General features: G+C 74.3%; 13 protein-coding genes. 6 read left to right on the top strand and 7 right to left on the bottom strand.

The window, feature by feature from the left end:
* Positions 1-105: 105 nt before the first annotated feature.
* Complete coding sequence (locus tag ELX43_RS00470) at positions 106-1341, bottom strand: arginine deiminase (protein ID WP_127781655.1); 1236 nt, start codon at positions 1339-1341, stop codon at positions 106-108.
* On the bottom strand, positions 1338-2132 hold the full coding sequence (locus ELX43_RS00475) for a CPBP family intramembrane glutamic endopeptidase (protein ID WP_241249483.1): 795 nt from the start codon (positions 2130-2132) through the stop codon (positions 1338-1340). The genes ELX43_RS00470 and ELX43_RS00475 overlap by 4 nt, the downstream gene beginning before the upstream one ends.
* A gap of 55 nt (positions 2133-2187) precedes the next feature.
* Here ELX43_RS00475 and ELX43_RS00480 point away from each other — a divergent pair, with 55 nt between their 5' ends.
* The 3 genes from ELX43_RS00480 to ELX43_RS00490 all read left to right on the top strand — a co-directional run bounded on the left by ELX43_RS00480 (position 2188) and on the right by ELX43_RS00490 (position 4542).
* Positions 2188-2859, top strand: coding sequence for a hypothetical protein (locus tag ELX43_RS00480; protein ID WP_127781657.1), 672 nt, complete (start codon positions 2188-2190; stop codon positions 2857-2859).
* Between the two features lie 91 nt (positions 2860-2950).
* The gene (pheA, locus tag ELX43_RS00485; RefSeq protein WP_127781658.1) at positions 2951-3853 is read left to right on the top strand and encodes a prephenate dehydratase; all 903 of its coding nucleotides are present in this window, start codon (positions 2951-2953) and stop codon (positions 3851-3853) included.
* Positions 3850-4542 carry a histidine phosphatase family protein gene (locus tag ELX43_RS00490; RefSeq protein WP_241249485.1) on the top strand — a complete coding sequence of 231 codons (693 nt, stop codon included), beginning with the start codon at positions 3850-3852 and terminating at the stop codon, positions 4540-4542. The genes pheA and ELX43_RS00490 overlap by 4 nt, the downstream gene beginning before the upstream one ends.
* 102 nt (positions 4543-4644) lie before the next feature.
* Here the strand turns inward: ELX43_RS00490 and ELX43_RS00495 are convergent, their stop codons facing one another.
* From ELX43_RS00495 to ELX43_RS00515, 5 genes are all read right to left on the bottom strand, one after another.
* Complete coding sequence (locus ELX43_RS00495; RefSeq protein WP_164860534.1) at positions 4645-5460, bottom strand: ESX secretion-associated protein EspG; 816 nt, start codon at positions 5458-5460, stop codon at positions 4645-4647.
* A 14-nt stretch (positions 5461-5474) separates the two neighbouring features.
* Entirely contained in the window at positions 5475-6941 is a 1467-nt protein-coding gene (locus ELX43_RS00500; RefSeq protein ID WP_127781660.1) for a PPE domain-containing protein, read from the bottom strand.
* A gap of 57 nt (positions 6942-6998) precedes the next feature.
* On the bottom strand, positions 6999-7343 hold the full coding sequence (locus tag ELX43_RS00505; protein ID WP_127781661.1) for a PE family protein: 345 nt from the start codon (positions 7341-7343) through the stop codon (positions 6999-7001).
* A 144-nt stretch (positions 7344-7487) separates the two neighbouring features.
* Positions 7488-7838: a metallopeptidase family protein gene (locus ELX43_RS00510; RefSeq protein WP_127781662.1), complete on the bottom strand. Its 351-nt coding sequence runs from the start codon at positions 7836-7838 to the stop codon at positions 7488-7490.
* A 3-nt stretch (positions 7839-7841) separates the two neighbouring features.
* Positions 7842-8870, bottom strand: a complete 1029-nt coding sequence (locus ELX43_RS00515) for a septum formation family protein (protein ID WP_127781663.1) — start codon at positions 8868-8870, stop codon at positions 7842-7844.
* Between the two features lie 40 nt (positions 8871-8910).
* On the opposite strand from ELX43_RS00515, the gene ELX43_RS00520 reads away from it, so the two are divergent.
* From ELX43_RS00520 to ELX43_RS00530, 3 genes are all read left to right on the top strand, one after another.
* Positions 8911-10293: a class I adenylate-forming enzyme family protein gene (locus tag ELX43_RS00520; protein ID WP_206518064.1), complete on the top strand. Its 1383-nt coding sequence runs from the start codon at positions 8911-8913 to the stop codon at positions 10291-10293.
* A 117-nt stretch (positions 10294-10410) separates the two neighbouring features.
* A complete protein-coding gene (serS, locus tag ELX43_RS00525) occupies positions 10411-11667 on the top strand; it encodes a serine--tRNA ligase (RefSeq protein WP_127781664.1) in 1257 nt (418 codons plus the stop codon).
* A 97-nt stretch (positions 11668-11764) separates the two neighbouring features.
* Positions 11765-13648 (top strand): glycosyltransferase, encoded by a 1884-nt coding sequence (locus ELX43_RS00530; protein ID WP_127781665.1) that lies wholly within the window; start codon positions 11765-11767, stop codon positions 13646-13648.
* Positions 13649-13650: the final 2 nt, after the last annotated feature.

Raw genomic sequence — 13650 nt, forward strand, 5'->3', positions numbered from 1 at the left:
CCTCGCGACGGACTTCTGCCCGCATTCCAGCCATCCATGCACAGCGACGATACGCAGGGGGGTGCCGGTCCGGCCGTGAAGCACCCCGCGCCGGTGCGCCGCGCCTCAGCCCGGCAGCGGGTCGCGCACCAGCGGGCAGGACATGCAGCGGGGTCCGCCCCGGCCGGAGCCGAGCTCGGAGCCGGCGATGGGCAGCACCTCCACGCCGGCCTCGCTCAGCCGGGCGTTGGTGCGCACGTTGCGCTCGTAGGAGATGACCACCCCGGGCTCCAGCGCCAGGGTGTTGTTGCCGTCGTCCCACTGCTCACGCTCGGCGGTCACCGGGTCGCTGCCGGTGTCGATCACGCGCAACCGGTCGATGCCCATGGCCGCAGCCGCGGCGCTGCGGAAGGGAGTCGGTCCACCCACCAGCACGGTTCCCGCTCCCGGGTCCCCGTCGTGGCCCGGCCGGATCGTGTACGCGGTGAGGCTGTCCACCACGGCGGAGTACATCACCATGGCGTCCCGGTCGACCATGGTGCAGACGGTGTCCAGGTGCATGGTGGCCCGCTGCTGGGCGATGGGCACCGCCAGCACGGTGTGCGCCACCCCGTCGCTGAACGCGCTGCGCGCCACCGCCTCCGCCCCGGCCGGGGTGGTGCGCTCCCCGACACCGATGGCCAGCACACCGGGCGCCAGCAGCAGCACGTCGCCACCCTCCACCGGCGCCGAGGCGTGGCCGTAGGCCCGGGCGGAGCCGGCGAAGCGCGGGTGGTGGCAGTACACCAGGTCGGTCAGTGCGGTCTCCCGCGACCGGGCGGGCAGGGCCAGCGCGCTGATCGCCACCCGCTCACCCACCCAGAACGACGGGTCGCGGGTGAACAGCAGGTTGGGCAGCGGAGCGAGGAGGAAGTCGCTGCCGTGGTGCATGCGGTGCACCAGCGACGTGCCGGCGGCGGCCCGGCTGACCGGCAGCTCGTCGAAGGTCAGCCCGGCCATGAGCACCCCGGCCAGCTCGGCGGCGTCTAGCTGGTGCAGGTGCTCGCTCAGCGCCTCGGCGAGCCCGGTGCCCAGCCGACGGGCGTCCACGGCCTCGGAGATGCCCCGGATGCGCGCGTCGGTGCCGGTGAGGGTCTCGGTGAGCAGCTGGGCCAGCAGCAGCACCTCCACCCCGCGTCCACGCAGCAGGTCGGCGAAGGCGTCGTGCTCCTGCTGCGCCCGCTCCACCCAGGGCAGGCCGTCGAAGAGCAGCTGGTCGGTGTTGCGTGGCGTCAACCGGGTCAGCTCGGGGCCGGGGCGGTGCAGCAGCACGCTGCGCAGCCGTCCCACCTCGGTGTCCACCGGGCCCACGGTGCTGCTCACAGCCACCCCACGTGTGGGGCGAGCAGGGCGTACCCGACGAAGGCCACCACGTCGATGAGGGCGTGGCCGACCACCAGCGCCCACAGGCGGTGGGTGCGCTGCCAGACCCGGCCGAACACCAGGCCCAGCACCACGTTGCCCAGGAACCCGCCGAAGCCCTGGTAGAGGTGGTAGCTGCCGCGCAGCAGCGCCGAGGCCAGCAGGGAGCGGTTCTCGCTCCAGCCCAGCTGGCGCAGCCGGGTGATCAGGTAGGCCACTACCAGGGCCTCCTCCGCCCAGGCGTTGGCCATGGCCGCGCCCACCAGCACCGGCACCCGCCACCAGGTGTCACCCAGCTCGGTGGGGACCACGGTGAGGTTGATGCCGATGGCGCGGGTCACCAGGTAGAAGCCCAGCCCGGGAATGCCGATGAGGGCGGCCAGACCGGCGCCCGACAGCAGGTCGCGCCGCGGTGCGCTGCGGTCCAGGCCCACCGCACGCAGCGCGAGCCCGCCGCGCCAGAGCAGGAAGATGCCGAGCCCACCCCACGCGGTCAGGCGCAGGATGCTGAGCAGCTGGCCGGCCAGGTCGAGCAGGTCGGCCGAGGCCTGCGGCACGTTGATGGCCACGCTCTGGTCGGACAGCGGGGCCGGGGCAGCCAGGGAGTCCAGCAGCGACACCAGGCTGCGCAGCCCGGACATGCCCAGCGTCACCAGCAGCACCAGGGCGATCTCCCAGTGCAGCACCCGACGCTCGCGGCCGGCCACCACCGTCGCGACCGGGGGCGGGGGCCGCAGCCAGGCACTGGTCACGGCTGCGACGTTAGCCGCGCGCACGCCGGTGGTGCGGACTGGCTACCGTCGCAGGGTGGCCACTTTCCTCACCCTCGGCGTCCCGGAGCCGCGCGCGGGCGATCCGCTGCTGGCCCGGCTGCTGGACGACCGCGCCGGTCGACGCCTGGCGGGGCCCCTGCACGCCCACCCGGTGGTGCTCGCCTCCCGGCTGAGCCGCCCAGGCGCTGACGGCGGAGCCCCGGCCGCCGGACCGGTGGTGGTGGAGCTCGACGTCGACCCCGCCGGGCTGCCCGAGCACACCGCCGTCCGCTACACCCTGCGTCCACCGCCGGAGCAGGTGCCCGACGCCCTCGCCGTGGACCTGCCCAGCCCCCGCGCCGTGCGGGTGAGCGTGCTGACGGACGTGCACCGGGTGGAGGCGGCCGGGCACCACCCGCAGCTGGACGCCGACGCTGACCCGGCCACGGTGGCCGACTTCCTCGCCGTCCTGGCCCACAGCCCGGTGGGCTTCATCGCCCGGGCCGACGACGCCGCCGGGGTGCTGCGAGTGCTGGCCGCCACGGTGGCCGCGCTGCGTGGCGACGACGTGCGCACCGCCTGGCGGGCGCCGGACGCCGCCCGGGTGCGCGCCGTGCCGGCCCCGGCGGCGAAGGCGCTGCGCGAGGTGCTGCTGAGCGTGGAGGTCCCCGACGCGTCGCGGGTGGCCGCCGACCTGGCCGAGGCCGGGCTGGAGCCACTGCCCTGAGCGGGGGCCGGGTGAGTTCGGGTGTCGCCGACCGGGTATCGGGCGGCGGTGCCTGCGCGACCGGTGGCGCGACACTGCGTAGGGTCGACACGTGCAGCGCGTGAGCTATCTCGGACCGGCGGGAACCTTCACCGAGGCCGCCTGCCGGCAGCTGGTCCACCCCAGCGCCGAGCTGGTCCCCGCCGCAACCCCGCCCGCGGCCCTGGCGCTGGTGCGCGACGGGGTGGTGGACGCGGCCTGCGTGCCGATAGAGAACTCGGTGGAGGGCTCGGTGCCCCCCACGCTGGACGCCCTGGCCAGCGGCAGCCGCCTGCAGGTGGTGGCGGAGACGGAGCTGGCGATCCGCTTCTCGGTGCTGGTGCGACCGGGCACGGCCGCCGCCGACGTCCGCACGGTGCGCACCCACCCGCACGCGGCCGCGCAGGTGCAGGGCTGGCTGCAGGAGCACCTGCCCTGGGCCGACCTGCAGGTGGGCGGCTCCACCGCCGCCGCTGCCCACGAGGTGCAGCAGGGCACCGCCGACGCTGCCGTGGCCACCGCGCTGGTCGGCCGCCAGCTCGGGCTGCAGCCACTGGCCGAGGGCGTGGCCGACGTGGCCGACGCCCGCACCCGCTTCGTGCTGGTGGTGCCGCCGTGCCCGCCGCCGCCCCGGACCGGCGCCGACCGCACCTCGGTGGTGCTCACGCTGGACAACACCCCGGGTGCGCTGGTGCAGGCGATGAGCGAGCTGGGGCTGCGCGGCATCGACCTCACCCGCATCGAGTCCCGACCCACCCGCACGGCGATGGGCACCTACCGCTTCTACCTGGACTGGGTCGGCCACGTGGAGGACCCCGTGGTGGCGGAGGCGCTCGCGGCGCTGCACCGTCGCTGCACCGAGCTGCGCTTCCTGGGCTCGTGGCCGGCGGCGGTGACCGACCCGGGCTCACCTCCCCCGCCGCCGGGCGATGCCGCGCAGTGGGTCGCCAGCATGCGGACGGGAGGCCAGGAGTGAGCGAGCAGGTGGCGCAGGTGGGACTGCCGCAGGGCAGCCTGATCCTGGCTCGGCACGGGCAGACCTTCTCCAACGTGCGCCACCGGCTGGACTCCCGGCCGCCCGGGGCGCCCCTGACCGACCTCGGCCACCAGCAGGCGCAGGCGCTGGCCCAGACGCTGGCGCCGGTGCCCAAGGCGGTGGTGGTCAGCTCGGTGGCGACCCGCGCCCGGCAGACGGCGACACCGGTGGCCACCACGTCCGGGCTGGACCTGCGAGTGCTGCCGGGGCTGCACGAGACCGACGCCGGGGCGCTGGAGGACCGGGAGGACCGCGAGGCGCACGAGGAGTTCATCCGCGTGTACGGGTCGTGGCACGAGGGTGCCCTGGACGAGCGGATGCCCGACGGGGAGAGCGGCCGGGAGGTGCTGACCCGGTTCGTGCCCGTGCTGGAGGAGCTGCGGGAGGAGCACCTGCAGACCCCGGACTCGCCGAACGTGCTGGTGGTCAGCCACGGCGCGGCGATCCGGCTGGTGGCGGCTCACCTGGCCAACGTCAACCGCGCCTTCGCCGCCACCTACGCCCTGCCCAACACCGCGCTGGTGGTGCTGCAGCCGACGCTGGACGGGGGGTGGCGCTGCGTGCAGTGGGACACCCACACCCCGCCGTTCACCCCGCCGGACGACGCCGCGGTGCACGGCCCCGCCTGAGCCCTTGGGGCGTCTGCAAGTACCACCAACAGCGCCCCGAGCGGTCTGCAACCGCTACCAAGACCACCCCGGACCGCTACCAGCCCGTCGCAGCGGGCGCGCTCAGAGCCGCAACGCCGAGCCGGTGGACTGGGTCGCGACCGCCTGGGCCTCGCCCAGCAGCGCGGCGGTCGCCCGCACCAGGTGCGCCGGGCTGGCCGGCCGGATGGTCGACCACATGCGGTGGTCGGGCGCGGCCCGCTCGGTGGAGGTGTAGCGACCGACCTCGGTGTCCAGCACCGCGACCACGCTGGGGTGGCGCCACCGACGCCCGCGGGTGGTGCACGCTGCGCCGAGCTGCGCAACGCCCACTGCCTTCGCCAGGGCTGCGGCCACCGCCGTGGCGTCGGCGTGCGCGGCGCCCAGCGCCAGCATCGCCTGCACGCCGGCGTCCGCCGACCGGGCCGAGGTCTCGTAGGCGGCGGAGAGCTGGTCGGTGGGCCCGCTCACCTGGCCCGTGGCGGCGGCAGCCACCGTGGGCAGCACCTCCACCGCCGCAGCCACCATGGAGCCGGGGGTGATCGGCGTCAGCACCACCTCGTCGTCGCGGCGGACGGCGCGGACGGTGCACTCGTCCTGCCGCACCACGAGGGCACGCACCTCCTTCTCGCCGTCGCGCCAGCGAACGTCCAGCTCCTCGTCGGGACGGGCGAGCGCGTGCAGCCAGCCCTCCAGCCGTGGCTCGACGTGCGTGCCGTGCACCAGGCCGCGGTCCTGGAGCTGGGCACGTGCCCCGTCCAGCAGGGCGTGTCGCTCGGCGAAGGTGTCGCCGTGCGGACGCAGCTGCAGCACCAGCGGGAAGGCGCCCAGCGCGAGGCGCTCCCACAGCAGGTCCAGCTCGAGGGTGGAGAGGCTGCACGGTTGGCCGACCACGGCCACGGTGGCGGCTGTCCTCACTGCTGGTGGTCGGCACCGATGACCGGGGGTGCGACCACCCGGCCGTCGGTGAAGTGATCGAGGTCCTTGAGGTAGTCCGGCACTGCGTGCTCGTCGTCGTCCTGGCCGTTGGCTCCGCGGGCGCCCGCACCGACTCCGGCCGCGGCGCCACCGCGTGCGCCAGGCTCGCTCGCGGCCCCAGCGGCAGGGCCCCCCGGGCGGGCCGCGCCGGTCTCGCCGGGAGCGCCCACGGCACTGACCCCGGAACCCACCGGGCCACGGGCACCGCCCTCTCCCAGCCCAACCGGACCGAGGCGGCCGTGGGCGCCAGCGCTGGGCGCCTTGCCGGTGACGCTGTTGCCGACGCCGGCGTTGCCGACCTGTCCTGCTCGCCCCTGGTCCGCCGCTGTCGTGCCCGACCCGCCGCTGAGCGCGCCGGTGGACGGAGACACGCCGGCCGCGCGGGCGCCGACGCCGAGCCCTGCGGCACCGGCGGCGGTGGCTGCGGCCCCCGCCCCGCTGCTGCCGCCAGCGGGTGCCGAGCCGGGTCCACCGGGCTGGCCGCCCGAACCGGCGCCCCCCACCCCGCTGGACCCGCCCGGGGCGGTGCCGTGACCGGGGCCCCCGCTGCCCTGGGGGCCTGTGCTGGTCCCCGGGCCGCTTCCGCCTGGCCCGCTCCCGCCTGGCCCACCGCCGCCCGGGCCGTGGCCACCGCTGCCCGGGCCGTGGCCAGCGCCGGCGGGAGGCGGCTCGCCCACCCCGGCGGGGTGGGTCTGCGGGGACGGCTCGAAGTGGTGGATGCCGGGGCTGGGGGAACCGGGCTGGCCGGGTGCGCTGCCCGAACCGGGTGAGGCGGGGGGCAGCGGCGGGAAGTAGCCAGGGGCACGCCCGTCCCCCTGGCCCGGGTCGACCGGAGCGGGAGGCGCGGTCACCGGAACCACGCCGGCCGTCAGCCGAGGAGCTGGCTGCAGCGGCACGGTGGTGGCGGTGGAGCTGGTCGCGGCGTCGTACCGGTTCATGGCGGCGACCGCCTCGGCCTGCTGCGTCGCCGCCTTGGCCTCGGCCACCTCACCGGGGGTGGGCACCCCCGTCATCAGTCCGACGGCGCGGTCGATGAGGTTGTCCCGGACCGACTGGGTGGCCACCACCTCCGGCATGGAGGGCATGGCGGCGCGGGTGGCCAGGAAGGTGGTGCTGTGGCGCGCGGTCTGGGCGCCCAGCTTGTGGGCCATGGCGTCGGCCGCGGTGGCCCAGTCGGCAAACGGGCTCAGCGCGCTGCGGGCCTCCTCGGCTGCGGGGCCCTCCCATCCGCCCATGGCCACCTTCATGGCGCTGTGGAAGTCCTCGTCCGCCTGGGTGAGCGCAGCACTGAGCGCGCGCCAGGCGGTGGCCGCCTCGACCGCCGACGAGGGGCCGGCGCCACCGTTGATGTCGCCGACGAGCTGCACGGTGGGCCGGGACGCCCAGTTGATTCCGGTGGTCATGGTGGCTGTTGCTCCCGAGGGTGCGAGGGGTGACGGACTGGTGGTCGACTCAGTCCGTCAGGAGGACGGGATCGACTGCAGCACGTCGTGCTGCTCGTACTGCTGGGCACTGGTGCGGCACGCCTGGGCCGCGGCGCGCAGCTCCTGCACGCTCGTGGTGATCTCCCGGACGGCGGCGCGCCCCTGGCTGCTGAAGCCGGCAGCTGCCTGGCGGGAGACCTCCTCGGCGCCGGCGGGCGCCACCTGGAGCTGGTGTCCGTGGGCCTTGACTGCCTGCTCGAGGTTGTCGGCGATGGCGTCGAAGCGCTGGGCGGTGGTCAGCAGCTGGTCTGGCTGGACCATGAGCGGCACGGTGGGTCCGATCGGGGCAGCGCCGCCGCCGCCGTCGTGCAACATGGGCATGGTGTTCCTTCCCGAAGTGACCGCCTGACCCTAACAAGGACGCACCCCACTGGCCGGTGGTTCCACAGAGAACAGCATTGCTCTGAACGACCTGCGTACCAGCAGGTTTGGTCACACAGGGTGGCCAGTGGCCCCGGGCGGAGGTCAGCCCCAGCCGAGCTCGTGCAGCCGCCCCTCGGAGATGCCGAAGTGGTGGGCGATCTCGTGCACCACGGTCACCAGGACCTCCTCGACCACCTCGGCCTCGTCCGCGCACACGTCCAGCAGCGCCTGCTGGTAGATGGTGATGCTGTCGGGCAGCATCCCGGAGTACTGGGTGTCGCGCTCGGTGAGGGCCACTCCCTGGTAGAGCCCCAGCAGGGTCGGCTCTTCGTCGTTGCGGTCCTCCACCAGCACCACCACGTTGTCCATCGCGTTGGTCAGCGCGGCGGGGATCTGGTCGAGCGCGTCGGACACCAGCTCCTCGAACCGCTCGGACGACATGGTCACCGGCACGGCTCAGCCGCCCTGGATCGTGGCGTCCGGCACGGGCGGGGCGACCGCCGGGGCAGGCGGCGGGGAGGCGGCTGGCGCAGGGGAGGCCGGCGCCGTCGCAGACCCCAGCAGCGGGGCAAACCCCCCGGCGGGCAGCCGGGCGCCCACCAGGCAGCTGACCGACCGGCTGCCGGCGGCCCAGCTCTCCGGGCGCAGGTTGGTCCAGAACACCGTCAACCCTCGCGCGGAGGCGGCATCGGGGCCACCCAGCGCGGCGGCCGCCGCGGTGCGGCACGCCTCGTCGAGGAAGGCGTCCTGCTCGGCCACCGCAGGGAAGGCACCGGGAAACCGGCCCGCGAGGTGCAGCACCGCCACCACCTCCGAGGCGTGTGGCTGCCGGCAGTCCACCGGGTCCGACGGCAGCCCCGCCGCGGAGATGTCCGCGCAGGAGCCGACCGGGGCCACGTCGGACTGGTCCAGCTCGGACACCCGGCCCACGATGGGGAACTGCTCACCCTGGCTGCCGACGTGCTGCAGGCCGCAGCGGACGCTGCGCTCGCCGCTGTCCCAGGCCAGCTCGCCCGGGTCGATCAGACCGACGGTGAACAGCCCGTACGGGTCGAAGCGACCGCCGAGGTAGCTGGTAACGGCGGGCACGCACAGGGTGTCCCGCAGGTGGGTGAACGTGTCAGCGCCCGGCAGCGGCGCGGTGGCCGCGAGCTCCGGCTCCGGGCGGGTGCTCAGGTCGAGGACGGCGGCCACCTCGAAGCGGTGCGGTGTGGCGCAGTCGACCACGGAGAGGTCGCTGACGGTGGGTGCGGTCCAGGTGAGGCAGTCGCCGGGCTGGCTCGCGGTGAAGACCTGCTCGGCCGCGGTGGCCGTGGTGGTGGGCACGGCCGTGGTGTCCACCCTGGCCTGGGCGGTGGTACCTCCGCTCGAGGTGGCGGCCAGCAGCACGGCCACCCCGCCCAGCAGCAGGGCGGCCACCAGGACGAGGGCGACGGCGCGACGCAGCGACACGGTGGCGACGAAGGGGTTCAGGCGAGCAGGCATCGCCCCCATGATGCCCGGGTGCACACGAGGCCGACGCAGGGTGACCGGACAGTGGGTCGCCGCGGCGTGGGGGAGGATCGTCGCCGTGCACACCATGATCACCGCCGAGCAGGCCGAGCTCGCCCAGTCCCGGGTGGCAGGTGCGCTGCAGCACCTGCGGCGGGGCGACCGGGTGGCCCTGGTGGTGCCGCCGGGAACGGACCTGGTCACGGCGGTGGCCGGGGCCCTGCGGGTGGGAGTGGTGCCCGTGGTGCTGGACCCCGGCACGCCCGCGGCCGAGCTGGCCGACCTGCTGGCCGACGCCGACGCGGCCCTGGTGGTGGACTCCGCCGAGAAGCTGGACGAGCTGCACGCCGGCGACCCTGCCCCGCTGGCCGAGGTGCCGCTGGGACGACCGATGCACTACACCTCCGGCACCACCGGCCGCCGCAAGGGCGTCTGGTCGGGGGTGCTCGCGGTGGAGACCGCGCGGCGGCTGTGGGGCGAGGAGCGCGAGCTCTGGGGCTTCGGCCCGGACGACCTGCACGTGGTGGTCTCGCCGCTGTACCACTCTGCCCCGCTCCGGTTCGCCATCGGCACGCTGCTGGCCGGTGGATCAGTCCTGGCGCCCGGACGCTTCGACCCCGAGCGCTTCCTGGCTCTGGCCGTCGAGCACCGTCCGACCACCCTGTTCACCGCGCCGGCCCAGCTGCAGCGGCTGCGCGAGCTCGACGATCCCCGCACCGCCGAGGTGCTCGGGCGGCTGCGGCTGCTGGCCCACGCCGGTGCGCCGTGTCCGGACGTGGTCAAGCGCTGGGTGCTCGACCACGCCGACCACAAGGCGGTGTGGGAGTTCTACGGCTCCACCGAGGGCCAGTTCACCGCCTGCTCCGCCGCGGACTGGGAGCGCCATCCCAACACCGTGGGCAAGGCCCGCCCCGGCCGCACCCTGTCCACCGACCCGGACGGCACCATCTGGTGCACCGTGCCTGAGCACGGCTACTTCGAGTACTGGCGGGCGCCGGACAAGACGGCCCAGACGTGGCGAGACACCCCGCATGGCAGGGCCTTCAGCGTCGGTGACCTGGGCCGGCTGGACGAGGAGGGCTACCTCTACCTGGACGGGCGCCGGGACGACCTGGTGATCACCGGTGGGGTGAACGTCTACCCGTTGGAGGTGGAGCGGGTGCTCGAGCAGTGCCCGGCGGTGCACGAGATCGCGGTGTACGGGGTGGACGACGAGCGGTGGGGTCAGCGCGTCGAGGCCGCCGTGGTGCTGCGCCCCGGCGTCGACACGTCCGAGCCGATCGCCACGTTCGCCCGGGAGCGCCTCACCCCCGCGCAGCGACCGAAGGCGCTGCACGTCCGAGACGCCCTGCCCCGCACCAGCACGGGGAAGGTGCTCCGCGGGGAGCTGCGCGCGAGCAGGCCCGAGTCGTCCTGACGGGTCCGCTGGTCAGCCGACCGCGGGCCTGGTGCACCCGGCCGGCGCCACCGGCGGGCGTCGGGCAAGCGTGACGCGCCTGGCTCGGGGGTTTGCCGCGCCCGTAGGCTTCGGGTCGTGATCGACCTCAAGCTGCTTCGAGATGACCCCGACCTGGTCCGCCACTCCCAGCGTGCACGCGGGGAGGACCCCGGGCTGGTGGACGCGCTGCTCGAGGCGGACGCGGCCCGACGCGCGGTGGTGCTGGCCGCGGACAACCTGCGTGCCGAGCAGAAGGCGCTGGGCAAGCGAGTCGGCCAGGCCAGCCCCGAGGACCGTCCGGCGCTGCTGCAGGGCTCCCAGGAGCTCAGCGCCAAGGTCAAGGCGGCCGAGGCGGAGCAGACCGAGGCCAACGCCGCGCTGGAGGCGGCCCACCGCGCCATCTCCAACGTGGTGCAGGAGGGCGCGCCGGCTGGCGGCGAGGACGACTACGTGGTGCTCGAGCACGTGGGCGAGCTTCCGCAGATCGAGAACCCCAAGGACCACCTCGAGCTGGGCGAGTCACTCGGGCTGATCGACATGGAGCGCGGGGCCAAGGTCTCCGGCGCCCGCTTCTACTTCCTCACCGGCATGGGCGCCATGCTCCAGCTGGGACTGCTGCAGCTGGCCGCGCAGCGAGCCACCGCCGCGGGTTTCACCATGATGATCCCGCCGGTGCTGGTGCGCCCCGAGATCATGTCCGGCACCGGCTTCCTCGGCTCGCACGCCGCGGAGGTCTACCGCCTGGCCGAGGACGACCTCTACCTGGTGGGCACCTCCGAGGTGCCGCTGGCGGGGTACCACTCCGCGGAGATCCTCGACCTGGCCGAGCCCAAGCGCTACACCGGCTGGTCCACCTGCTTCCGCCGCGAGGCGGGCAGCTACGGCAAGGACACCCGCGGGATCATCCGCGTCCACCAGTTCGACAAGGTGGAGATGTTCTCCTACTGCCGCCCGGAGGAGGCCACGGCCGAGCACCAGCGGCTGCTCGGCTGGGAGAAGGAGATGCTCGCCGCCGTGGAGGTGCCCTACCGGGTGATCGACGTGGCTGCCGGCGACCTCGGCTCCAGTGCCGCCCGCAAGTTCGACTGCGAGGCGTGGGTGCCCAGCCAGCAGACCTACCGCGAGCTGACGTCCACCTCCAACTGCACCACCTTCCAGGCGCGCCGGCTCAACACCCGCTACCGCGACGCGGACGGAAAGACGCAGGTGGCAGCCACTCTCAACGGCACGCTGGCCACCACCCGGTGGCTGGTGGCGATCCTGGAGAACCACCAGCAGCCCGACGGATCAGTGCGGGTTCCTGTTGCGCTGCAACCCTTTGTGGGCGCCGAAGTGTTACGTCCGTCTCGCTGACACTAGCGTCTGTTAGGTCGGCTCACGCCCCGTTCGCGGTTACGCTGGGTGCAGAGCTTGGCCATGCACACACGTCGGCGGGGGAGATCTCAAGAGGATGGTCTTGAACCAGGAGTCCGGAACTTCCCTGCTCGGCGGCGAGTCCAACCCGGCCGTCCAGCCAGGCCAGACCGCTACCAGGATGGTGGCCCAGCGCTGCCCGTTCCTGGGTCCGTCCACAGTGGTGGCCGAGGCGCTGTACGCCGACACCGTCAGCGGTCGCGCGCGCCGCGCCCGCCAGGAGATCCGGCTCGAGCCGGAGACCGTGGTCAGCCTGAACACCTACTTCGGCCGCTTCCCGGCCAGCTACTGGCAGCGCTGGACCCCGGTGACCGAGGTTCGCCTGACTGCCTGGGCGAGCGGGGCCGGCCGCGTGTCGGTGCTCGCCTCGGACATGGACGGCGACCCGCGCACCGTGGCCACCGCCGACGTGGTCGAGGACGGGCCGCTGGAGATGCTGCTGGCCATCGACCGCTTCGTGGACGGCGGTGCGCTGTGGGCCGAGCTGAGCACCGGCCCCGACGTGCTGGTGGTGCGCGACATGCAGTGGGAGGTCGTCCCTCCGCGCCCGGTGCGCCGGGCCGCAGTGGTGATCTGCACGCACAACCGCCCCGACGACTGCGTGAACATCCTCGAGGCGCTCGCCGGGGACGCCGAGGCGGACGCCTGGACCGAGGGCGTCTACGTGGTGGACCAGGGCACCGACAAGGTGGTCGACAACCCGCGCTTCGCCGCAGCCGCAGCAGCACTGGACGAGCGCCTCACCTACCTGCAGCAGCCGAACCTGGGCGGGGCGGGCGGGTTCACCCGCGGCATGTACGAGGTGGCGGGCAAGGGCGGCGCCGGGCACGCCAACGTGATCTTCATGGACGACGACGTGCGCTGCGAGCCCGACGTGGTGGTCCGGCTGAACGCCTTCGCCTGCTGCACCGTGGAGCCCACCATCGTGGGCGCGCAGATGCTGCACCTGCTGCACCCGCACCGGCTGCACATCGGCGCCGAGCACGCTGACTTCGAGGCGGTTCGGGCGGGCATCGCCAGCCAGCACTCGCCGGTGAACTCCGACATGACCCTGCACAACCAGGACCGCCGCGTCGACGGCACGTACAACGGCTGGTGGACCTGCCTGATCCCCGCCGAGGTGGTCGCGGCCATCGGCTACCCGCTGCCGGTCTTCATCCAGTGGGACGACATCGAGTACGGCTACCGGGCGCGCGCTGCCGGCTTCGCCACGGTGAACCTGCCTGGAGCGGGCCTGTGGCACGTGGACTTCTCCTGGAAGGACCGCGACGAGTGGCCGCGCTACTTCCACGTGCGCAACGCCCTGATCGGCGCGGCGCTGCACACCGGCTTCGACCGCAAGCGCGCGGTGCAGAACCTCTGGCGGGAGATCAGCCAGGACGTGCTGGGCATGCAGTACGGGCTGGCGCTCACCCGCATCCGCGGCATGGAGGACTTCCTGCGCGGACCGCAGGTGCTTGCCGACGGAGGCGCCGCTGCGCTGGCGGCGGTGCGCCGCGAGCGTGCGCTGTTCGACGAGACACGCCGCCAGCCGGCCGCGCAGCTGGACGGGCTGCGGGCAGCCGACGTCAGCATCGCGGAGCTGCCGCCAGAGCCGAGCCGGGAGAACCTCACCTTCGCCCGCCGGATCGTGGACCAGGTGCGGGGACGCTCGATCGCCAGCCCCGCGGGGGTGCCGGCGCGCGACGCCCACTGGTGGCACGTGGCGCGCTTCGAGACCGCGGTGGTCACCGATGCCTCGCAGGAGGGGGTGCACGTCCGCAGGCAGGACCCCGTCGCCCGGCGCGACCTGCTGGCCCGGCTGACCCGGGTCTGCTACCAGCTGTACCGGGAGGGACCCGACGTCGCCCAGCGCTACCGCGACGCCCTGCCCGAGTTGACCAGCCGGGAGAACTGGCAGCGACTGTTCAGCGGCTCCTGATC

Origin of the sequence: Rhodococcus sp. X156 (assembly GCF_004006015.1) — a bacterium.
Classification (GTDB): domain Bacteria; phylum Actinomycetota; class Actinomycetes; order Mycobacteriales; family Mycobacteriaceae; genus X156.

What these genes read in the sequence shown, in the direction of transcription:
- ELX43_RS00500 (WP_127781660.1), bottom strand. Translation starts at nt 6,941, where the DNA reads ATGACCACCGGAATCAACTGGGCGTCCCGGCCCACCGTGCAGCTCGTC.
- ELX43_RS00505 (WP_127781661.1), bottom strand. Translation starts at nt 7,343, where the DNA reads ATGCCCATGTTGCACGACGGCGGCGGCGGCGCTGCCCCGATCGGACCC.
- ELX43_RS00515 (WP_127781663.1), bottom strand. Translation starts at nt 8,870, where the DNA reads ATGCCTGCTCGCCTGAACCCCTTCGTCGCCACCGTGTCGCTGCGTCGC.
- ELX43_RS00530 (WP_127781665.1), top strand. Translation starts at nt 11,765, where the DNA reads ATGGTCTTGAACCAGGAGTCCGGAACTTCCCTGCTCGGCGGCGAGTCC.